Origin of the sequence: Leucobacter aridicollis (assembly GCF_024399335.1) — a bacterium.
GTDB lineage: Bacteria > Actinomycetota > Actinomycetes > Actinomycetales > Microbacteriaceae > Leucobacter > Leucobacter aridicollis_A.
Genome location: NZ_CP075339.1, coordinates 2,878,514 through 2,901,653, shown reverse-complemented (window position 1 = coordinate 2,901,653; position 23,140 = coordinate 2,878,514). Strand labels below are relative to the sequence as shown.

Sequence of the window (23,140 nt, the reverse complement as noted above, 5' to 3'; positions counted from 1 at the left end):
GGAGGATCTGGTGAGTGGATATTCCACGTAACCAGGAGGCAGCAGTGTCGATGAAATTGTCCCCCACTTCGGAAGCTACGGTCGCAGCGACAGCGGCGGTCGTCGCCGCGCACGCGGATGAGATCACCCGCACGTTCTATCCGGCGATGTTCGCGGCGCATCCCGAACTGAAGAACGTGTTCAACGCCGCAAATCAGGCGATCGGAGAGCAACCTAAAGCGCTCGCCGCATCGGTCGTTGCGTTTGCGGTGCAGCTGATCGATCCTGACGCGCCGGACTTCACCCCCGTCATGCAGCGGATCGCCCACAAGCATGTCTCGCTTGGGATCAAAGCCCGCGAGTACACGATCGTCGGGCACCACCTGTTGTCGGCGGTCGGCACGGTGCTCGGCGACGCAGTGACACCGGAGGTGGCCGCTGCGTGGGACGAGGTGTATTGGCTGTTCGCGACCGCGCTCATCGCGGAGGAGGCGAAGCTCTACGCCCTCGGCGGTACTGACCCCGAGGAGCCCTGGCGTCAGTACCGAGTCGTGGAACGGTTCGACGAGAGCGCAGACGTGTTCTCGCTGCTTCTCGCGCCTGTGACTGGAGATGTTCCCGAGTACCGCACGGGGCAGTACGTGGCTATTGCCGTTGATCTGCCTGACGGCGACCGGCAGCCACGCCAGTACACGATCTCGTCGGGGCCGCGCGGTGACTCGTTGCGTGTCACGATCAAGCGAGTGCGCGGCGAGGGCGGAACCCCTGACGGGCGGGTCTCAGGCTGGCTCCACGAGCATGCCGTGCCTGGCGCACTTCTCGACGTGTCGCAGCCTGCCGGAGACGTGGTGCTCGACACTGCAGACTCGCCGCTTGTGCTCGTGTCGGCAGGGATCGGGATCACTCCCGTTGCGGCGATCCTCGAGGATGTCTCTCGGCGACAGCCGGAACGACAGGTGCGGCTGTTCCACGCAGACCGTTCCCATGACACCCATGCGCTCTACACGAGTCTGCGGCGCCAAGTGCTGGCCCTGAGCGACGCCAAGGCTCAGAACTGGTACGAGGAAGGAGCCGAGTCGGCACCGACGCTCGTGCCCGCGAAGAGCGGGTACATGGATTTGACGGGCGAGGATATACCGGCAGGCGCGCGCGTCTTCATGTGCGGGCCGCTCCCGTTCATGCAGTCGGCGCGGCGCACGCTGATGGACCGCGGCGTTCCCGCTGCGAACATCCAGTACGAGGTGTTTGGACCCGACATGTGGGCGCAGAACCCCTCCTGACGCTCCGACGGAGTGGCAGGGAGCGGCGGCTACGACGTTGCCGCCGCGCCCTGGGCTTCACGCTCTGCGAGGGAGGGTCCGTCTCTCACCTCAAGTGCGATCTCGCACCGGGTTGGCGTCACGAACGGCTTGACGCTTCGCAACCGGACTGGACCCGGAACCTGCTGGAGCTGATGCTTCAAAAGCTGGATGTGGACGGAGCACACCAACGCGCGCTCCGTCGTGATCGCGAACGCATACCGACACGGTGCGACATTGATACGAAGCTGCGAGTCATCGGGCTGCGGCTCGAGGCCAATGTCTTCGAGATGTTCGTAGAGGGCATCGAGCTGCGCCATCGCTTCCACGCCGAGCTCAGCACTTCTGTCGAGCTCAGGCTCTAGGCGTCGAAGCAGGTTGCCGCGCGCAGCGGCCGCAGTAGCGCGCCCGTGCGCCGCGTCATTTTCGTGTGCGTCAGTGACCGGGTGAAACACCACAGGCGGGCGGCCGCGCACGCCGGTGACGAGCCGCAAACTGTGCACGAGGCCCTCGGCCTCAAGCACCGCGAGGTGCTCGCGCGTGGTGTTGAGGTGGAGGTTCACCTCGGAGGCAATCTCAGCGAGCCGTCTGCCGGGCTGTCGATGGACGGAGTGGAGGATCCGTAGTCGGCTGACACGCGTGAGGCCACGGAAATCTTCGACCCGGCGAGGCATGGCCCCACCATAGCAATGAAACTCGAGAGACTGGGGAGCGCATCCTGCGCATCCTGCGCATCCTGCGCAGCCGAGCGGCCCCTATTCATTCCCGTTTCGACCGCGATACACTCGCCGTACGCCCCCGACGACGAGGACTGAGAACGACAATGCACCAGACTGTTTTTGAGACACATCGCCCCGCGGCGCGGATCGTAGATGAAGCGCTTGCAGAGACGCGACTGGGAGTGTTCTGGATCGATGACGTCGCAGATCGCGCGGTCACCTACCCGCGGCTCGATAGCGACATCGTGGCTGACGATGCGATCGTCGGCGGCGGCTATGCGGGCCTCTGGACTGCGATCAAGCTCAAGCAGGAGCATCCTGACCGCAGGGTCGTGCTCCTCGAAGCCGTCAGAGTGGGGTGGGCAGCCTCGGGCCGCAACGGCGGTTTCTGCGAGGCGAGCATCACTCATGGTGAGCCAAACGCCGAGTCCCGGTGGCCGGATGAGACTGGCACGCTTCGACGCATCGGCTACGAGAACCTGGACGCGATGGAGCGCTTCATTGCCGAGAACAAGCTCGATGTCGACTGGGAGCGCACGGGCCAGCTCTCGGTCGCGAACAACCCCTACCAGGTTGACTGGGTAGGGGAGAGCCCGGACCCGCATGTTGTCGCGCTGAACGAGCAAGAGGTGCGGGCACGCATCAACTCCCCGACGTTTCTCGCTGGTGAGTTCTCACCAAATGAGAACGCGAACCTGCACCCGGCGAAGCTCGCGCATGAGCTCGCGAGGTTTGCGACGAGCATCGGCGTCGAGATCTACGAAGGTACGCCAGTCGATAGGCTCGGCGGTCGCGATGATGAACCGATCGAGCTCGAGACGAAGCGCGGCACCGTTTCGGCCTCGCGCGTCGCGCTCTGCACGAACGTGTTCCCGTCTTTGCTCAAGCGGTACCGCTTTCACACAGTGCCCGTCTACGACTACGTGCTGATGACGGAGCCCCTCACCGACGCGCAGCTTGCAGCGATCGGGTGGGAGGGGCGCGAGGGGCTCGCTGACATGGCGAACCAGTTCCATTACTCCCGGCTCACCGCCGACAACCGGATCCTGTGGGGCGGCTACGATGCCGTGTACCACGCTGGCGGGCGGATCAAACGCGAGTATGAGGATCGGATTGAAAGCCACCGCAGGCTCGCAAGCCATTTCTTCACCACATTCCCGCAGCTCGCAGGGGTGAAATTCACGCACCGCTGGGCGGGGGTGATCGACACCTCGACACGATTCTGCGCCTTCTTCGGGCAGGCCCACGGCGGGCGGGTCCAGTATGTGGCTGGCTTCACCGGGCTCGGAGTGGGCGCCACCCATTTCGCCGCCGACGTTATCGTCGACAGGCTCGAGGGGCGCGTCACCGAGCGCACCGAGCTCGAGATGGTGCAGAACGTGCCGCTGCCGTTTCCGCCAGAGCCTGCCGCATCGATTGGCATCAACCTCACGCGCTGGTCGCTCGATCGGGCCGATCACAACGGCGGCAAACGCAATGTGCTGCTGAAGACCCTCGACGCGTTGGGACTTGGGTTCGACTCGTAGTGTGACAGCAAACGCGCATTCCTGAGTGTTCGCTGTATGCTTGACTTTTGGTCGAGCGCCTGGAGGGGTGGACGCACGGCACGCACGTACCGATCGCCCCGAAGGAGCCACCTATGGCGCTGCCCTGGAAGCTGCACGGCGATGGTAAATCAGTTGCCCAAGACGCGATCGTTCTACCCGAGGAGCGGCTGGGCTGGGCTCGGACTATCGGCTTTGGCATGCAGCACGTTGTGGCGATGTTCGGCGCCACTTTCCTCGTGCCGCTCATCACGGGCTTCCCGCCCACGGCGACGCTGTTCTTCTCGGGCCTTGGCACGATGCTGTTCTTGCTCATCACCGGCAACCGTCTGCCGAGCTACCTCGGATCCTCGTTCGCGTTCCTCGCACCGATCGCGGTCGCGACCTCGGGTTACGACCACGGCGATGTCGCCGGCCTCGCGCGCGCGTCGTTCGCGATCATCGCCATGGGCGTGCTCGTCGCACTTGTTGGCGTCATCGTGCAGCGCTTCGGCATCGGATGGGTGAATGCGCTCATGCCGCCGGTCGTCATGGGATCGGTCGTCGCGCTCATCGGCTTCAACCTCGCACCCGCGGTCAAGAACAATTGGTTCGGTAACCCCGCGGCGAACCCCGACGTGAACCAGGGCCTGCACTCGACTGCAGCACTTATTACTATCGGCTCGATCCTGCTCATTACCGTGCTGTTTCGGGGGCTTATCGGCAGGCTCTCGATCGTGCTTGGCATGGTTGTTGGGTACATCGCGGCAGCGCTCATGGGCATCGTCGATTTCGAGGCTGTGAAGTCTGCTGCCTGGGTGGGGCTCCCCGAGTTCCACCTTCCGGCCAACCCGTTTGCCGACCCATCACTTTGGGGTCTCTTGCCAGCGTTCCTGCCAGTCGTGCTCGTGCTCATCGCCGAGAACGTCGGCCATGTGAAGAGCGTCGGCCTCATGATCGACCGCGATCTCGATCCGGTGACCGGGCGCGCGCTGCTCGCCGACGGCGTCTCGACGATCCTCGCCGGGTTTGGCGGCGGCTCGGCAACGACGACGTACGGCGAGAACATCGGCGTGATGGCTGCGACCCGCGTGTACTCGACGGCCGCGTACTGGGTTGCTGGCGTGATCGCGATGCTGCTGAGCTTCTCGCCGAAGGTCGGCGCACTGATCTTCTCCGTTCCGGCGGGCGTGCTTGGCGGCGTGACTGTCGCACTGTATGGCCTCATCGGCCTCATCGGCGTGAAGATCTGGATCGACAACAAGGTTGACTTCTCGAAGCCCATCAACCAGTTCACCGCCGCAATCGCACTCATCGTCGGCATCGCCGATTTCAGCATGCAGCTCGGCGACGTCATGTTCAACGGGATCGCGCTCGGCACGATCGCCGCGGTTGTGGTCTACCACCTCATGCGGCTCGTGGCACGCGCGCGCGGCACCGCGACGGACACCGCGATCATCCGCTAGCAAGACCGCTGATTGACTGTGACTTCGGCCCCCGCGTGAGCGCGTGGCGAAGTCACAGTCATCGGCGAGCGAAGAAACACCGCGATAATGCCGCGTTTTCAAAGGCAGACGCCTTAGGGTGGCGGTGTGTGGAGTGTGGATCGACTTAGGCGACCCGAATCAAAGGGCAACGCCGCAGAAGCACCGGATGTCGCTGAGGCGACGGAGCCGGTGTCGAACGCAGCGCTCGCAGGAGTGAACGACAACGACACTGACCGCCAGGACCTCGGTGGCCCGCTTGGCGTTGTCGATCCGTTCTCCGAGGAACATGCAGCCTGGCTTCGCGAGCTCGCAGGTATCGGTGGCCGCAACCCGCTACTCCACTTCGACGACCACCCAGCGAATCGGATCGAGCTCAGCTCGACCCACCCCGGCGGGTTGCCCCAGTTCATCTCGGGGAACAAGATCCTGCTCTCGGCGCTGATCCGCGACGACCTCGCGCTGCGTCACGCACGCGCCGCCGCCGCGCGTGTAACCGATAAGGCCGTCGAGATGCGCACAATGCGTGGGCTCGAGACTGTGAATCTTGCGGTCGGACTCGCGAAGTGGACGTTCGAGGGTGACGAGTTCTCGGCGCCGGTGTTGCTGCGCCCGCTCGCGATTCGCCGCTACGGCCGCGACTTCGAGCTCAAACTGAAGAACTTCCCCGTCGTGAACTCGGAGCTGATCCGAGCGCTCCGCGATCAGTTCGGGATCACCATCGACGCGCGCTCGCTCATTGAACTCTCGCAGTCCGAGGGCGTGTTCAAGCCTCAGCCCGTGATCGACAGGCTCCGCCAGATGGTTGCGGGCGTCCCCGAGTTTCTCGTGCAACCCAGGCTCGTCGTCTCGTCGTTCCACAACGTGTCGCAGGGCATGGCCGCCGACGCGGTGCGACTCGACACGCCGATCCTGCAAGCGATCTGCGGGAGCGAGCCAGCGAAGCAGGCGCTCGCCGACAACTACCGCCCAGTGAACCCAGTCTCGCCGGATCATATGGCGCCCGAAACTGACAGGTGCCTCTACGACTCCGACCCTGAGCAAGATGACGTGCTCGCGCAGATCGACGCCGGCCAGTCGATTGTCGTGCGGCAGCTTCCGGGCACCGGCGGCACCCAGACTGTGGTGAACGCAATCGGCAACCTCGTGCGCGACGGCAAGCACGTGCTCGTCGTGACGCCCCGCCGTTCCACGATCGACGGGATCACGCACCGCCTGACTCGCGCAGGACTCCCCGGCCTCGCGGTGACCCCGCGGAGGCTGCGGCGCAACCTTGTCGAGTCAATCAGCCGCAACGAGAACGCGGCGTCCGAGCAGATGCGCGACGTCGACGAGGCGCTCGTCCGCCTCAGGGGCGTGCTCCTCGACTACCGTGACGCTCTGTCAAAGCCTGACGAGCGTTACTCGGTCACGCCGCTGCAGGCGCTTCGGCAGCTGACGAAGCTTTCGCTCGGCGACAACCCGCCGTCGACGACTGTGCGGCTCGACGATCAGGCGCTCGGCCAGCTCACGATTGACCGCTCATCAGTCGCTGATGATCTCACGGAGGTCGCCCGCCTCGGCCAGTTCCAGTACGGGCCAGAGGATTCGCCGTGGTACGGCGTCGACTTCTCGACGACCGAAGAGGCGCGCGCTGCATACGGTGTCGCTGTCGACCTCGCCGAGTCGCAGCTGCCGCGCCTCATCTCGATGGCGAATGAGGTCGTCGAGCAGACGTCGATGCGGCCATTCGAATCGATTTCCGAGCTTGGCGTGTACCTGCGGCTGCTCATGGGGATCCGCGACACACTCGATCGGTTCACCCCTGAGGTGTACGATCGCTCACTCGCAGAAGTTATTGCGGCGCATGCCCCCCGTGGCAGCGACGAAGACATGTCGGCGTCGAACAAGCGCCGTCTGAAGAAGCTTGCCCAGGAGTATGTGCGGCCGGGCGTGAGCATCACTGACATGTACGCGCGACTCGTGCAGATCCAGCAGCAGCGCGTGCTCTGGCAGCGTTACACGACTGTTGTTGGAACGCGCCCCGAGGTGCCGCTCGGAATCGCGGACGTTGTAGTCGCTTTCCAGGCCGCCTATCAGGATCTCGACAAGCTCGACGCGGTACTTGGCACGACCGTCGAACCTGATCGCCTGAAGAACCTCGACCTGCACGAGCTCGCCGCGCGCGTATCGGAGCTCGCGAAAGAGTCTGAGGTGCTGCAGAACATTCAGGAGCGCACGACGATTGTGGAGCGGCTCCGGAGCGCCAGGCTGGGGCCGTTGCTCGACGACCTCTCTGCGCGTCACGTGCCGGCCGACGAGGTTGGCGCCGAACTCGAGCTCGCCTGGTGGCAGTCCGTACTCGAACGGATGCTCCAGACGAATCCGGCGCTGCTCAGCGCGAACACGGGAGTCATCGAGCGGCTCGAGGCAGACTTCCGCCTCGTCGACGACGCGCACGCCGGGGCGAACGGGTCGCTGCTCGCGTCGAAACTCGCCGACTCTTGGCGCGTCGCAGTGCTCGACAACAAGCAGGAGGCGCTCGCGCTTCGGGGCCTCTTGCGAAGCGGCTACGCGACGATTGCGGCGCTTGCGCAGGACGCGCCCGTGCTGTTCTCAACACTTGCCCCGGTTCTCGCGATGTCACCGTACGAGGTTTCACAGCTCCCAGAAACGGCACGCTTCGACGCAGTGCTGCTCGTCGACGCTGGCGCAACGACACTCGCAGAGAACATCGGAGCGATCCGCCGCGCCGACCAGGTTGTTGTGTTCGGTGACAGCACCACGCAAAGCCCGAGCTCGTTCGAGATTGGTGTGCACAGCCCCGACGTTGACCAGGGCGAGGACACCACGGGGCTGCGCTCAGCGCTCGACGAGCTCGCCGAGGTGCTTCCCACGCTGAAGCTCACCCGCAGCTATCGAGCCGGCGGCGAAGATCTCACGAACCTCGTGAACGACCGCTTCTACGACGGCGAGATCAACTCGCTGCCGTGGGCTGGAAGCTTTCTCGGGCACTCGAGCCTCACCTATGATTTCGTTCCGGCAGGGCAGGGGCTGCCCGACCAGCAGACTGGCGCTGTCGAGAGCACCGAGGCAGAGGTCGACAGGGTCGTGCAGATGGTGCTGCAGCACGCAGACGAGCGCCCGAACGAATCACTCATGGTCATCACGGCGAGCGAGAAGCACGCTGTGCGCGTGTATCGCGAGGTGTTGCAGGCGTTCTCGAAGTTCCCGCAGTACCGTGATTTCTTGCTCGGTGAGCGCGCCGAGCCGTTCGCTGTGCTCACGCTTGAGCAGGCAACCGCGCAGAGCCGCGACCGGGTGATCTTCTCGATCGGGTACGGTCGCACGCCCCACGGCAGGGTGCTGTCAAACTTTGGTGCGCTCGGTCGGCCCGGCGGTGAGCACCTTCTCGCAGTGGCGATGACGCGCGCTCGCCGCGCGATGACAATCGTGTCGTGCTTTAGGCCCGAGGACCTCGATTCCTCGCGCCTTAAGCACGGCGTGGTCGAGCTCGCGGAGCTCCTTGCCTTTGAACACCCAGAACCGGAGCCGGTCTCGCTACCAGCGGAGACGGATCCGCTCATCAGGGAGTTCGCTGACAGGCTCGAGGGGCACGGAATCACAGTTGTGCTGGACTACCGAGGCGAGATCCCGATCGCGGCATCGTTCGGTGACCGTGCGATCGCGATCGACATCGACCTCGGAACCGCGAACGACGGCGACGTCAGCCTTCGGGAGGCGCTCCGGCTGCGTCCGGCGGTGCTCCGCCGTCTCGGCTGGCATTACCACAGGGTCCAGAGCTTTGACCTCTTCGCGGATCCCGAGGGCGCGGCAGCACGTATCGCACGTGTGCTCGGCGTCACCGAGGGCGCGCTGACTGGCTCAGAATCGTAGGCACGTCGTGAACGATGCGCCGGCCGCGGATGCGGGCCGAGACGCGGCCGAGCAACCCATCCGGAAGGTTCGCGGTGCGCGGCGTGCGCAGCGACAAGCGCCTCAGGGCGTCGACCCGCGACCCTCGGATCACGCCTTGACAGCGAAGGCCGCGGAAGACACGCCCCAAGGGTGGGGCGGTCAGTCTGAGCGACGCTCGACGAGCGTTGGAGAGAACGATAGGCGATTGCAGGCGGACAAGCCGCCGCACTGGGCCTAACGGTACTCAGCTGGCGGCTTCTTACTCAATTTCTGCGCCCAAACCTTCCCGATACATACTCAATTTTGTGAGCCTCGTACTCAGTATCGAGTTGTTGAACTACTTTTGCCCTCTGGCTTCCAGTAGACGATAGCGCTTTGCCGGCAACTCGATCTATTTGCGTGTTGCGTACGAAATTCTTTTTCAGGCCGCGTCACTTTCCTCTCGTAACTGGCACCTATATTCGAGGGCGCTGAGACCTCGCGCTATTCAGGCGCGGTCTTTTCACCCCTCTGTCGAACTATTCGGCCAAGTTATGAGGAGAAACGTGGAATACCTACGAGAGCCACAGCTGGAGCACTCCAGCCCGCGGCTGTGGAGGAGGCTGAGATCTGCACTGGCCACCACAGCCACTGCAGCGCTGGCCGCCGGAATGTTGATCGTCGCGCCAAGCGCGGCGACGGCAACGACGACGACACAAGACGTCGTGCCGTTTGATCTCGCGAATGTAGAACGGTACGTCGAGGTCGCCCAGTTCGGCAGCGACGCTGGCGGCAGCGACTCGAAGCGAACCGGCTACGATGTCGCGCTCGACGGAAGCTCGGTGATCTTCACCGCTGAGCGCGGTTCGACCAAGGCCGGCACCGGCAGTGTGCAGATTCGCTCCTGGGTTGGCCCCGAACGGGGCGACTTCTCGGAGACGACGCTTCCCGCACCCGCCGAGGCAAAGGGATTCGGGTACTCGGTTGACCTTGACGAGGCCGCAGGGATTGCAGTCGTGGGCGCCCGCTACTCAAACGAGGTCTACGTGTATGCGCGCGCCGGTGATGCATGGTCGGCCGCGCCGACGCGCGTGACCCCAGGCACTGACGCACGCCTCACTGCGGTCGCGTCTTTCGGTGAATCAGTGAGCCTCTCGGAGTCCCACCTCGTCGTTGGAGCCCCGAACTCTCGTGTGGATGGCAAGAGCGATGCGGGCGCTGCGTTCGCCGTTCCCGTCGCCGATCTCGGCTCGGACGCCGTCGCGGCCGCGCTGCTTCTGCCCGAGGCCCAGGTACACGTATCGGATGTGTACGGCCAGGTGGTCACCGCACGCGGTCCCACAGCGGTCGTCGCAGCACCACAGCATCAGGCCGTCGCTGGAGACTCGAACAGCTACCAGGTCGGCCAGATCAGCGCGTGGAACCTCAATGATCGTACGCCTAGCTTCACTGTCACTCCCGACGTGAACCAGGCGAACGTTGCATTTCCAGCCTCGCTCGAAGGCGGGTCGTGGGCGGGCCTCGGCCGCGCCATCGCGATAACCGAAACCGGCGCGATCATCGCCGGTTCGCCCTCAGAGCTGAACTTCACTGGCTCCGCTCCCGGCGATGTCGCGACAGACGACACCACAACGCAGGGCGCCGTCTACGTCTATAACGCTGATGGCACTCTCGCCGGGAAAACGGTCTCCGACCTCCCACATCAGTACTACTTTGGTGCGAGCCTTGACCTGAACGACACCACCGACGAGCTCTTTGTCGGTTCGCTGAATCTTGACGGGACGGCAGACCAGGGCAAGGTACAGGTGTTCGATGTAGTCGCTCCTGCGACCGCTACGGCAGCGAAGCCACTCGCAACCCTCGCAGGAAATGAGTCACAGTTCGGTACGTTCGGCATCCTCGGCGGTTCTGTGCAGGCCGCCACGACAGTTGACGATGATGGCACTGCCCACCACCGCGCGATTGTATCGGCGAGCGGAAACGTCTACGTGTTCGAGAGCCTCAGCGCCCTCACCCTGACCAAGACGACCTCTCTCGAGCCCGGCAATGCTTCACCAAGCGCGAACGAGGGCCGCAACATCGCGGACTACACCGTCACGGTGAAGAACACGACTGGCAGTGCGCTCTCCGCTCTGACAGTGACTGACGACCTCACGAATGTTCTCGACGACGCAGACGTGAGCAGGGTCAACGCAAGCACCGGAACAGCAACGCTCGCGGGCTCGGAGATCACGTGGACTGGCGATCTCGCAGCCAACGAGACCCTCACAATCACCTATCGGGCCACAGTCGCCGAGGCCGTTGTCGCAGATGACGAGAACGTGCAAAACTTCACTGAGCCTGTCGCGGCGCTCGTCAACACAGTGTCGACGACGCGCGAGGCCGACGGTGTCGTGACTGCTGTGCCAAGCGTGCGCAGCGAATCAGACGCTGGTGATCGCGCTAAGTGGACGAACGGCGTCACAGTAACGACTCCGATCGATGGCGCGCTGAAACTCGAGAAGACCGCCACCGATGCCGACGGGAACGGGCACGCGGCCCCGGGCGAGAAGGTCTCGTACCTCGTCACCGCGACGAACGTTGGCGGTCTGCCGATCGAGGGCGCGACAGTGAGCGACAATCTCGCAAACGTGCTGAAATACGCGAACGGGCCTGAGAACATCAAGGTGTCCCTCGTCGACCGCGACGGCGCCGACCTTGCCGCTGCGGCAGCAACCTTTGCCGAGCCGATGCTGAGTTGGGAGGGCGATGTTCCGGCCGGAGCAGTTCTCAAGCTGAGCTACGAGGTGACGACAAAGACAGCGGAAGAGCTGTACCCGCTTGAAGGCGGCGAATCGCTTGTGAACGGTGTTGAGTCCCCGTGGAACGTCGACCCTGAGGGGCCGACGACGACAGTTCCTGTTGAGGATGAGCTCACGCTCGCAAAGACAGCCTCCCCTGACTCGGGGTCCGTTGTGAAGCCAGGCGACGAGATCACCTACACGCTGACGCTCGCGAACAAGGACGCCGAGGTCGCAAAGACCGGTGTCACTGTCACCGACGATCTCTCGGCAGTGCTTCCCTACGCCGAACTCATTGGTGATCCGACTGCCGGGGCAACCGTTGACGGCACGACCCTGAGCTGGGTCGGCGACGTTGCGGCAGGGGAGACTCTGACAATTAGCTACACGGTACGTGTGCTTGACTCGGCACCTGACGGCACGAAGATCGGCAACCATGCAGGCAGTGCTCAGGTTCGTGAGGATCCGCCTGGTACCGAGCATGAGGTCGACAATCCGCGCGGCTCGGTTGAGCTCGCAAAGCATGCCGATCCAGCATCGGGCACCCCGGTCCGCCCTGGCTCGACAATCACGTACTCGATCACCGCGACGAACGACACCGCGCAGAGTATCCCTGACGTCGTCATCACGGACGAAATCTCGGGCCCCGTGACGGTCGTTGAATCGTCATTGCCGGTGGGCGCGACGTTGAACGGAAACGTCATCACCTGGACTGGCGACGTACCCGCGAACGACTCTGTCACCATCAGTTACGAGGTGACGGTGAACGCCGACGCGGTCGCGCCTGCTGTCGTGAAGAATGTCGTGACGAGTGATGACATGACGAATGATCCGGAGGAGCCGCCGACGACGGTCCACCCGGTTCGTACGATTGAGCTGGCGAAGAGCTCGGAACCGGTTACGGGTTCAGCTGTGAAGCCCGGCGACACGATTACGTACACGGTGACGGCGACGAACCCGTCGGCGGTTGATTTCGCTGACGTGACGCTCACTGATGATCTCAGTGGCGTGCTGGACAACGCGACGCTCATCGAGCCGCTTGTCGAAGGCGCCTACGACCCGCTGACGATGCAGTTCTCCTGGACGGGTGACATCTCAGCAGGTGACTCGAAGTCGGTGAGTTATCAGGTGCGTGTGAATGATGTGCTTGATCCTGAGGACGCTGTTCTGCGGAACGTCGTGTCGAGTCCTGACTCGCCGACGAGCCCGGAGACCGAGCACCCGACTGACACTCCGCGTGGTCAGGTGACGCTTGCGAAGACGTCGGATCCGGCTTCCGGTTCGACTGTCCGCCCGGGCGATACTGTGACCTACTCGGTGACTGTCACGAACGATACGCAGCGCGTTATCCGTGATGTTCGTGTGGTCGATGATGTTTCGGGTGTGCTCGCGAACGCGAAGATTGACACTGACTCGCTCCCCGAGGGCATGGCTCTCAACGGAACCGAGCTCGTCTGGATCGGCGATGTACCGGGCAACAAGACCGTTACCCTGGCCTACTCGGCAACCATCGCTGCGAATGCGACGGCGCCCGCGGTCATTAAGAACGTCGTGACCAGCACGGACATGACGAATGATCCGGAGGAGCCGCCGACGACGGTCCACCCGATCGGAACCGTTGCGCTGTCCAAGACAGCCGTCCCGACCACCGGTGCGCCTGTCAAGCCAGGCGACACCGTCGCCTACACAGTGACGATCCACAACCCCGCGAACGCGCCGATCAATGGCGTGGTAGTTACCGACGACCTGGCAGATGTGCTGGACAAGGCGACTCTCGTATCGGGCCCCGACAACGGGGCGACAATCGACAAGGGCGTGCTGACCTGGACGGGCAACCTTGCCGCTCACGAAACCGTCACCGTGAACTATGTCGTGCAGGTGAATGCCGACGCGTTTACGGGTACGCTTCGGAACGCGGTGACGAGCCCGGATTCGCCAGATACCCCAGACACCAAGAACCCAATCGGTTCACTGTCGCTCGCAAAGTCAACCTCCGTCGCTGACGGGGTCGCCGCGAATCGCGGTGAAGACGTTACCTATACGGTGACAATTGCGAACGGGTCTGGTGTTGACGTGGCTGGCGCTTCGATCACCGACGACCTTTCGGACGTGCTCGACAACGCAACGCTTGTCCAAGGCTCTCTCCAGACAGTGGGCGGCGGCAGCGCGACAATCTCTGGTTCGATCCTCACCTGGAACGGTGACGTTCAGGCAGGCGCGTCGGTGACCATCACCTACACGGTGACGGTCAACGCCGATGCCGGCGCCGGAGAATCCCTCCGCAACGCAGTAGTGAGCCCAGAATCGCCAGACGAGCCGTCGACAGAGACACCTGTCGGTGTCGTCGAACTCGCGAAGGCGTCTGCGGTGAGCCCTGCCGGGCCGGCAAAGCCGGGTAGTGAGGTCACCTACACAGTGACAATCAAGAACCCGAGCGACGTGGCAGTCAATGGCGTTGAGGTGCATGACAACCTCAATGATGTGCTGCAGCACGCCGTTGTCACCACGGAGCCGACCGCAACTGCCGGCACTGTAACGCGTGACGCTGGTCAGCTGACGTGGACCGGTGACGTCCCTGCAGGGGAGGAGATCACCATCACCTACGTCGTGAAGATCAACGACTCGGTGACGCCACCAGCTGCACTGCGGAACATCGTGACGAGCCCTGACTCGCCAGATGAGCCTTCGACCGAGGACCCGATTGGGTCGCTCGAACTCGCAAAAACGACTGACGTGCCTGCGGGCTCGGTCGTGCGGATGGGTGACAACGTCACCTACACCGTGACCGTCACAAACGGTAGCGGTGTCGCGATCGAAGGCGTCACCGTTGCTGACGATCTGAGTGATGTGTTGGACAACGCGACGCTGGTCGGTGATCCCGAGATCGTGGCCGGTGGGGGTGCGCTTGAGCTCAAGCAGAACACCCTGACCTGGTCGGGCGATGTCGAGGCCGACGGAGTCGTTGAGATCCGTTACACGGTCAAGGTAAATGACGACATTAGTGGCGAGGAGTCGCTTCGCAACGTCGTCACGAGCCCGGACTCACCCACGGTTCCCGAAACGGAGAACCCGATCGGCACCGTCTCCCTGTCGAAGGCGTCACAGCCTGCGGCCGGGTCAGGTGTGAAACCCGGTGAAACAGTCACCTACACCGTGACAGTGCGCAACACCTCCGGTGTGGACATGAGCGATGTGACGGCCACCGACGACCTTTCGTCTGTACTGCCATTCGCAACACTTGTGGGCGAGCCTGAGGTTATCTCTGGCGGCGGCAACGCGGTCATTGACGCTGATGCTCAAACGCTCACCTGGACCGGTGACATCGCAGCGTCGCAGGACGCAGTCATTCGCTACACAGTCAAGGTCAACACGACCGCGGAGAGCGGAGACGTCCTCCGTAACGTCGTGGTCAGCAAGGACTCGCCAGAGGTTCCTGAGACTGAGCACCCTGTGACGACGGTCGCACTCAAGAAGACAGCCGATCCGGCCTCCGGCTCGACTGTTCGCCCCGGGGACACGGTGACCTACACGGTCACCGCAAGCAACCCGAACGACGTCGATGCAACCAATGTCAGCGTCTCGGATGACCTCTCGGACATCCTGGACGATGCAGCTCTCGACGAGGCGACGATCAGTGTCTCCGACGGGTCTGTTGCAACCCTGACGGGAAGCGCGATCACCTGGACCGGAACGGTGCCGGCACGTGACTCCATCACCATCACCTACTCGGTGAAGGTCTCGGATGACGCGACTGCCCCGGCAACGCTGCGCAACCTTGTGACAAGCCCGCACTCGCCCGACACTCCTGACACGGAGAATCCGGTTGGCACCCTGATGCTTGCCAAAGTCAACGACAAGGGCGACGGCACGGTTGTGAAGCCAGGCGAGCGTGTGAAGTACACGGTGACGATCACGAACCCGAGCGCAGCTGCGCTTGACGACGTGACAGTCTCCGACAGCCTGGCTGACGTGCTGAACAACGCGACATGGAACGACGATGCGGAGGCATCGAGCGGTTCTGTCGAGCTTGACGGCGAGACGATGCGCTGGACCGGTTCAGTCCCAGGCAACGGTGTTGTCACTGTCACCTACTCCGTCACTGTCAAGGAGTCTGCGAAGGCTCCGGCAGCTATCCGAAATGCGGTCACAAGCCCTGATTCGCCAACAACCCCGGAAATCAAGAACCCTGTCGGTACAGTCGGGCTCGAGAAGAGTTCGGTGCCCGAGAGCGGAACTGTGGTCAAGCCCGGCGAGACTGTTACCTACTCAGTGAAGGTGACAAACCCGTCCGACGTAGACCAGAGCAACGTCGAGGTGACTGACAACCTCTCTGAAGTCCTGGGCGCTGCGGAGATCATCGGTTCGCCGAAGGTATCCGACGGTTCGACCGTGCAGATCGATGCACAGACCCTGAAGTGGGTCGGCACTGTGCCGGCCGATGGGTCCGTGACGATCACCTACGAGGTCCGAGTGAAGGACGACGCAACCGCGCCAGCGGTGCTGCGTAACCTTGTCACTAGCCCGGATTCCGAGGACGAGCCCGAGACCGAGAACCCAGTTGGCACCGTTGTGCTTGACAAGGTGGCGGATCCAGGGAGCGGTACCGGAGTCAAGCCCGGTGAGACGGTCACATACACTGTGACAGTTGCGAACCCGGTGGACGCGCCAGTCAACGCTGTTCGGGTGACTGACGACCTTTCCGGAGTGCTCGGATCGGCGACGATCACTGGCGACCCGACCGCGGACAGCGGCGACGTCAGCTTCGACGCTGCCAACCAGGCAATCGTGTGGGCTGGCGACCTCGCTGCAAAGCAGGTTGTCAGGATCACCTACTCGGTGACTGTCAATGACAGCGCAAAGCAGGGCGATGTACTTCGCAACCGTGTGGTTAGCCCTGATTCGCCCACCGAGCCGGAGACCGAGAACCCAGTTGGGGAGCTCGTGACCTCGAAACGACTGCTTGACGACGACGGAAACCCGATTACCTCGGGCACGACCGTCGCGCCGGGCCAGACGCTCACCTACGAGCTCACCGCAACCAACGGGCTCACCGAGGCGCAGCGAGTAGAGTTGCGCGACGACCTTGGCGACGTCCTTGACGACGCAGCGCTGGTCACGCCTCCAGTCGCAAGCTGGACTGCGGTTGAGGAAGTTCCCGTGGTTACCATGGACGGCTCCGTCGTCACGTGGGACCACGAGCTGCCTGCCGGCGCGACAGTCACCATCACCTATACGGTGAAGACAGATCCGAAGGCTGACGGCACCCAGGTCTTGAGCAATACGCTTGAGGTCGACGGTGAAGAAGGCCCGGGCACCGAGAACCCAGTCGGTAAGCTCGCGCTCACCAAGAGCGTGAATCCGGCCGCTGGCACCGCGGTTAAACCCGGTGAGCTCGTGACCTACACGGTCACCGCGCTCAATGGGAGCGATGTCGCGATCGCCGGAGCGGTTATCACCGATGACCTCACCGACGTGCTCGACAACGCAGCCCTAGTAGGTGATGTTGAGGTGTCCGACGGCTCGACCGCAACAATCGGTGCGGACAACATCCTGCGGTGGGAGGGCGATGTCGCTGCAGATAGCAGCGTGACGCTCACCTACTCAGTTCGAGTCGCAGCCGATGCGTTCGCCCCCGCGGTGCTTCGCAACCTGGTGACGAGCCCGAACTCGCCGGATGTTCCTGAGACGGAAAACCCTGTTGGCACCGTCACGCTGCTGAAGCAGAGCGTGCCTGCCGCCGGCACGGCTGTCCGCCCAGGTGAAACCGTTGAGTACTCGGTGACTGTGCGTAACTCTACCGAGGCGCCCATCTCAGGTGTGAGCGTGACTGACGACCTCTCCGATGTCGTCGACAACGCAGATCTCGTAAAGGACAGCGTCTCAGTATCCGACGGTTCAACCGCGACGATCGCCGATGGCCGGCTGAGTTGGAACGGCACCGTTCCGGCGAACACCGACATCGTGATCACCTACAGCGTCGTTGTGAAGAAGGACGCGACGGCGCCGCAGGTGCTGCGGAACCTGGTTACCAGCCCGGATTCGCCAGACGAGCCGGAAGTCGAGAACCCTGTCGGAACGCTTCGTCTCTCGAAGACGTCGCTGCCCGGCAGCGGATCCTCGGTGAAGCCCGGCGACACCGTGACCTACACCGTCGAGATTGCGAATGATGCGAAGGCTGCGGTAGCGGGAACTACGGTCACCGATGATCTCAGCGACGTTCTTGACGACGCAACGCTCATCGGCTCGCCGACCGCGACAGCGGGCGACGTGCGTATCGACGGCAGTGACCTCGTGTGGACCGGTGATGTGCCAGCTGGCGAGTCGATCGTGCTCACGTACTCCGTGCGTGTGAACGACAACGCCACAGCCCCGGCAGTGCTCGGGAACGTCGTCTCCAGCCCGGACTCGCCGAACATCCCGGAAACCGAGAACCCCGTCGCAACGGTGCAGCTGAACAAGAGCAGCAACCCGAGCTCGGGTATCGCGGTCAAGCCTGGTGACACGGTCGACTACACGATCACCGTCACCAACCCGGGTGCTGTGCAAATCGACGGGGTATATGTGGAGGACAACCTCTCGGATATCCTCGACGACGCATCGCTCATCGGGCAGCCCAAGGTCTCAGACGGGTCCAAGGCGCGGCTCAATGGGCAGTCCCTGAGCTGGACCGGATCCGTCCCTGCGGGTGAAACCGTGACGATCACGTACTCGGTACTCGTTTCTGAGACCGCGGTGGCCCCGGCCACACTGCGGAACCTGGTGACGAGCCCCCACTCACCCGATGTGCCTGAAACGGTGAACCCCGTCGGTACGGTGAAGCTCGAGAAGATCTCTGACCCCGGTAGCGGTACCAAGGTCTCGCGCGGTGACAAGGTCACGTACACCGTGAAGATCACCAACGAGACACCGCACGAGATCACCGGTGTGGTCGTGAATGACGACCTCAGCGACGTGCTTGACGATGCGACCCTCGTGGGCGACCCCATCGCTCCCGCCGGGACGACCGTCGCAATCACCGGCAAGCAGCTCACCTGGACAGGCACCGTCCCGGCGCTCAGCAGCACCGAGATTCGGTACACGGTGCAGGTCAACGAGAATGTGGTGGCCCCGGCCACGCTGCGCAACCTCGTCATGAGCCCGCACTCACCGGATGGGCCGAGCACCGAGAACCCAGTCACCCCGCCGAAACCTGGCGAACAGATCCCGATGACAGGCGGCGACATCATGCCGTTCGTGATCTTCGGACTGCTCGCCCTCGCCGCAGGCAGCGCGCTCGTTGTGCGTCGCACGCGGAAGGAGGAAGCAAAGCATGCATAACTACTCAGAAGGAGAGGGTCTTTTGGAAACGACTGACTCTGCCGCGGCGCCCCAGGGCGCCGCGGCCCCCCGCGGGGGCCGCCGTAACCGGTGGATCGCGGGATCGGTAGCGGCGGCGACGCTGCTCGCCGCCGGTGGCCTCGCTGCGTGGGCCACCGGGCTCTTCGCCAGTGGGGAGAGCCACGGTGTGTCCTCGGGGCTCACGAAGTACGACCTGCAAGTTTCTGACGGTGTCGGCGACTTCGTCGACTCCACGCGCGAGGAGCCCCTGATGCTGACCTCGGCGAGCAGTGCGGGCGACCTTATTCGGGAGGGCATGACATGGCAGGTCGTCGTTCGAAACAACGGCACCTCCACCGGAGAACTGTTCTTCGTGATCTGTGACCCGTCCTCGGCAAAGGTCAAGTACCGCATCGCCCCGGGAAAGGACGAGATCTACCCAGACCTCTTCACTCAGTTGAAATTCACGGTCTCTGATGAGCAGGGCAACGTTGTCATCGACGATGTGAGCCTGGGCGCTGACGCAGACAACGAGCCGAACGGTGATGGCACTCTCCGCGGGGCCATCACCCGGGTGCTCGAGGCAGGCGGCGGCGAGGCGACGTTTACGGTCAAAGCAGCTTTTGACTTCGACGCAAACGACCTGACGAGAACCAAACTTGCCGCATACAACGGCGTCGACACCGATTTCGGTATTCGTATTGAAGGAGAGAGCTTCTAATGCGCACCTCTGCACAGCAGAACGGCCGGGCCGACCGGCCACGGCCCCGAGCAGGGCTCAAACGAGCCCTGCTCGGGGGAGCGGCGATGCTTGGTATCGCCGCCATTGGAGTAACGGCTTCCCCGCTGATCGGCGAGAGCTCGGCAGGGTACACTGACTCCGTCTTCACCCGGGCAGACGGGGTCTCGGTGCCACCGACGAACGCGCTCGCGGCTGTCGTCCCATCGTTCGCCCTCGACACGATGCAGGTGCTCGACGCCGCAGGCAACCTGTGGATCTGGGGCTACTACGGAAACAGTGGCCCGAGTACATCGTCCGCGGGACAGGGCGGTGGAACGAACGGCATCGATTACTCCACGGGAACTGCTTTCAACCTGCACAAGCCAAACCAGTTCAAGGCCTTGGCCGACATCAAGTCGATGGCGTCATCCGCTTACGCCAACTACGCGGTTGACTCCGAGGGGAATCTTTTCGGCTGGGGTCAAAACAACGGCGGTCTGTACATGTTCGGCAACAATTTCAACGGTACCGGCCGCGTGGTGCCGGCGGGCACCACGCCGGAGAATGTGACCACAAACTGGGCAGACGCGATCATCGACACCGATGTGGCAGGTGTTGCATCGGTTGAGTACGGTGCGGCCTACACGAAGACCGACGGCACAATTTGGACAGTCGGAGATAACGCACTTGCTCAGCGTGGTCAGGGAACCTCAGCGAACGGTGCCGCGGCGCTTCGCGTAGCGACACAGGTCACTCAGTGGCCGGGAGGAAAACAGCCGAACATTGTGAACGTGTTCTCTGGATACGAGGGCTACTACGCCGTCGATGACGAGAACAACGTTTACTTCTGGGGTCGGTCGTTCCGCTTCGGAGCGGGTGCCTCGGATGAGAACCTCAAGGCTGCCGGTTGCCGCACCGTGAGCGGCGTCTACCACGATTTCCGGTGCGAGACCCCCGCCCTGATCCCCGAGATCACGGCGCTTGCGAAAGCCGAGGGAATCTCTTCGCTCGGCGGCGGCTATGCGCACGGCCATATGGTCACGGAGAAGGGAAACCTCTACTCCTGGGGCAGCGAGGAAAACAACTTCTCTGGAAACGATGAGCTGAACGATTCCAGCTCAAACGGCACCCTCCCCAAACTCAAAGAGAAGAACGTTGTTGCCTCGTCGGCGCGCTACGGGTCGACCCAGTACATCACCGAAGACGGCACAGCCTGGGCGTACGGGAACAACCAGTGGGGCGGCGCATTCAGCCTCAACTACGGTAATCGGACCCCGGTGAACCGTGATCACCTGACAGGCAAGATTTGGGACCCTGCGCAGGAGGATGGCCGAAAGGCCGTGCTCATCGGCGGAAATAAAGACTCGGCCTCGTTGGTCCTTGAAGACGGGACGATTCTCTCCTGGGGCGAGAACGGCGGCGGGGCAGCCTGCGGTGGTTACGACTACGCGCGATGCCTCGACAAGAATGGCAACGTTGCGTCAGTCACCGCGACTGGGTCCCCGAACGGGCTCTATGTGTGGGCGCCAGCGGTAATCGAGGGCATTCAGAACGTTGGGCGATACCAGACGATCTCGCTGAACTCAATCCCGTTCACGGGAAGCGCCGTGATGTCTGGCAGCACGATCAGCTATCAGGCGATCGCACGAAACTCCTTCGCAGACCCGGCTGACTACACGGTTGGCCTCGACATCAGTGCATTCATTGGTGACGTCGACGTCGATCCGGAGAGCGTCCTCGTTACCGTCGGCGATGCAACTGCAGTCAAGGGAACCTTCACCAATGGCAAGCTCACGTGGACTGGCACGGTCCCTGAGCGAAGTCAGGTTGTCGTCAAGTTTGACGTTGTGGTGAAGGACGGCACCCCAGGTGGCGCCAACCTCCGCGCCGACGCCACGATGAGCGTTGCGGGCAGCAGCAACAGCGACAAGGACTCAGTCGTTCACGTGACAACGACGAACCCGAACGATCTGGAGAACTGCGACTCTTGCAACGCACCCTAACCAGTGGTTCTGCCAGCGCCCGCACCTCGGATGTTTCCGAGGTGCGGGCGCGCTCCCGCGCCATGACCGGGTTCCTCCTCGCCGCTGGAGTCGTGTTGATCGCCCTCCTGTCGGCGCAGGTCGCTGGCATCAAGCTGTACGGGATCACGAGTGGATCGATGGACCCAACGATTTCTGAGGGGGCGCTCATCGTCACCAAGCGGGTTCCCGCAGCTGACATCGCAGTTGGTGACATCGTGACTGTGCAGCGATCGGCGGGAAGCCGCACGGTCACCCACAGGGTGATTCACATCACCCTCGGAGCTGCCCCTGATCAGCGCGAACTTACTCTGCAGGGCGACGCAAACGCGACGCCCGATCCTTCTATCTATACGGTGGGCGCTGTCCAGCGCTACCTCTTCACCATCATCAAGGAATAACACGCCGTGAACCGTTCACTTATCGGAATTTCAATTGCCGGTCTTCTCACCCTGTCGCTGGCGGGTTGCACCCCTGCGACAGATGCTTCAGGCGCTGCATGCGCGCCTGCTGGTGGTGCGAGTAAGTCGGTCAGAGTATCGGGCGAGATTGGGGCGACGGACCTTGAGTTGGCCTCGTCAACCCCGGTCCGAGCAGCTGAACTTGAACGGTCAACTCTCGAAGCGGGCGACGGCAAAGCTCTGGAACCTGATCAATCTGTGCAGGCAACAGTGACGGTGTTCAACGGAGAAGACGGCAAGCGGATCTCTAGCCAGTCCGCTCGCCTCACGAATTCGGCTGGCGCAAGCGATTGGGCCAGCCAAGTGCTCAGGTGCGGCGCCCAAGGTGACAGGATCGCCGCCGTCGTCCCCGCGCCCGACGTCTACGGCGAGGGCAGAGTCGCGGCGGCCGGTGTGTCTGGTCTGACCGAGAAGAGTTCACTTGTCATTGTCGTCGACGTGCGCGAAGTAGTTCCAGGCCTGCCGGGTCTGCTCGACAAGAAAGACCTGCTTGCTGCCGCAGAAGGCGAGGCACAACCCGCGGTTGAGGGGATGCCCTCAGTCATCCGCGATGGCGATGGCAAGCTCACGGTGTCGGTGCCGGAGAACTTGGAGGCACCGGGCGAGGCTCAGGCGGCTCCTCTGATCATCGGCGACGGCGAGACGATCGCCGTGGGAGACCGCGTATATGCGCACTCAGTTGGCGTGATCTGGCGCGATGGGACGGAGTTCGAGTCGACGTGGGGAGGCGAGCCCAAGGAGTTCGTGACCACGGGTGTGATCCCCGGCCTTTCGGATGCCGTGGTCGGTCAAACCGTCGGTTCGCAGATCGTCGCTGTCGTGCCCGCATCCGCAGGATACGGCAGCGATGCGCTCGTACAAATGGGGTTTGAGGCAGACGACACGATGATCTTTGTCATCGACATACTTGGCGCGGTGCACCCCGAGAGCTCGGCCCGCGAGTAGTTCAACAGGCATATGC

At 63.2% G+C, this 23,140-nt stretch carries 10 protein-coding genes; 9 read left to right on the top strand and 1 reads right to left on the bottom strand.

Going from position 1 to position 23,140, the window contains the following annotated elements:
• Positions 1–14 precede the first annotated feature (14 nt).
• Entirely contained in the window at positions 15–1,259 is a 1,245-nt protein-coding gene (locus KI794_RS13025; RefSeq protein ID WP_370647818.1) for a globin domain-containing protein, read from the top strand.
• Positions 1,260–1,288: 29 nt separating this feature from the next.
• Here KI794_RS13025 and KI794_RS13020 read toward each other — a convergent pair whose 3' ends face one another.
• Positions 1,289–1,951 (bottom strand): ArsR family transcriptional regulator, encoded by a 663-nt coding sequence (locus KI794_RS13020; RefSeq protein ID WP_119284912.1) that lies wholly within the window; start codon positions 1,949–1,951, stop codon positions 1,289–1,291.
• Between the two features lie 149 nt (positions 1,952–2,100).
• On the opposite strand from KI794_RS13020, the gene KI794_RS13015 reads away from it, so the two are divergent.
• The 8 genes from KI794_RS13015 (at position 2,101) to KI794_RS12980 (ending at position 23,124) form a co-directional block, all read left to right on the top strand.
• Positions 2,101–3,522, top strand: a complete 1,422-nt coding sequence (locus tag KI794_RS13015) for an NAD(P)/FAD-dependent oxidoreductase (RefSeq protein ID WP_119284911.1) — start codon at positions 2,101–2,103, stop codon at positions 3,520–3,522.
• A 113-nt stretch (positions 3,523–3,635) separates the two neighbouring features.
• Positions 3,636–4,985 (top strand): uracil-xanthine permease family protein, encoded by a 1,350-nt coding sequence (locus KI794_RS13010; protein WP_119284910.1) that lies wholly within the window; start codon positions 3,636–3,638, stop codon positions 4,983–4,985.
• Positions 4,986–5,111: 126 nt separating this feature from the next.
• Positions 5,112–8,879 (top strand): AAA family ATPase, encoded by a 3,768-nt coding sequence (locus KI794_RS13005; RefSeq protein ID WP_441776122.1) that lies wholly within the window; start codon positions 5,112–5,114, stop codon positions 8,877–8,879.
• A 671-nt stretch (positions 8,880–9,550) separates the two neighbouring features.
• On the top strand, positions 9,551–18,976 hold the full coding sequence (locus KI794_RS13000; RefSeq protein ID WP_255808349.1) for a DUF7927 domain-containing protein: 9,426 nt from the start codon (positions 9,551–9,553) through the stop codon (positions 18,974–18,976).
• Between the two features lie 22 nt (positions 18,977–18,998).
• Positions 18,999–19,697, top strand: coding sequence for a hypothetical protein (locus KI794_RS12995; protein WP_255808348.1), 699 nt, complete (start codon positions 18,999–19,001; stop codon positions 19,695–19,697).
• On the top strand, positions 19,697–21,700 hold the full coding sequence (locus KI794_RS12990) for a DUF7927 domain-containing protein (RefSeq protein WP_255808347.1): 2,004 nt from the start codon (positions 19,697–19,699) through the stop codon (positions 21,698–21,700). The genes KI794_RS12995 and KI794_RS12990 overlap by 1 nt, the downstream gene beginning before the upstream one ends.
• Positions 21,701–21,741: 41 nt before the next feature.
• The gene (locus tag KI794_RS12985; protein WP_255808346.1) at positions 21,742–22,119 is read left to right on the top strand and encodes a signal peptidase I; all 378 of its coding nucleotides are present in this window, start codon (positions 21,742–21,744) and stop codon (positions 22,117–22,119) included.
• A gap of 6 nt (positions 22,120–22,125) precedes the next feature.
• Entirely contained in the window at positions 22,126–23,124 is a 999-nt protein-coding gene (locus KI794_RS12980; RefSeq protein WP_255808345.1) for an FKBP-type peptidyl-prolyl cis-trans isomerase, read from the top strand.
• Positions 23,125–23,140 lie beyond the last annotated feature (16 nt).

Coding starts and splice junctions, on each gene's coding strand:
- KI794_RS13000 (WP_255808349.1), top strand. CDS start 9,551: ATGTTGATCGTCGCGCCAAGCGCGGCGACGGCAACGACGACGACACAA.
- KI794_RS12990 (WP_255808347.1), top strand. CDS start 19,697: ATGCGCACCTCTGCACAGCAGAACGGCCGGGCCGACCGGCCACGGCCC.
- KI794_RS13010 (WP_119284910.1), top strand. CDS start 3,636: ATGGCGCTGCCCTGGAAGCTGCACGGCGATGGTAAATCAGTTGCCCAA.
- KI794_RS13015 (WP_119284911.1), top strand. CDS start 2,101: ATGCACCAGACTGTTTTTGAGACACATCGCCCCGCGGCGCGGATCGTA.
- KI794_RS13020 (WP_119284912.1), bottom strand. CDS start 1,951: ATGCCTCGCCGGGTCGAAGATTTCCGTGGCCTCACGCGTGTCAGCCGA.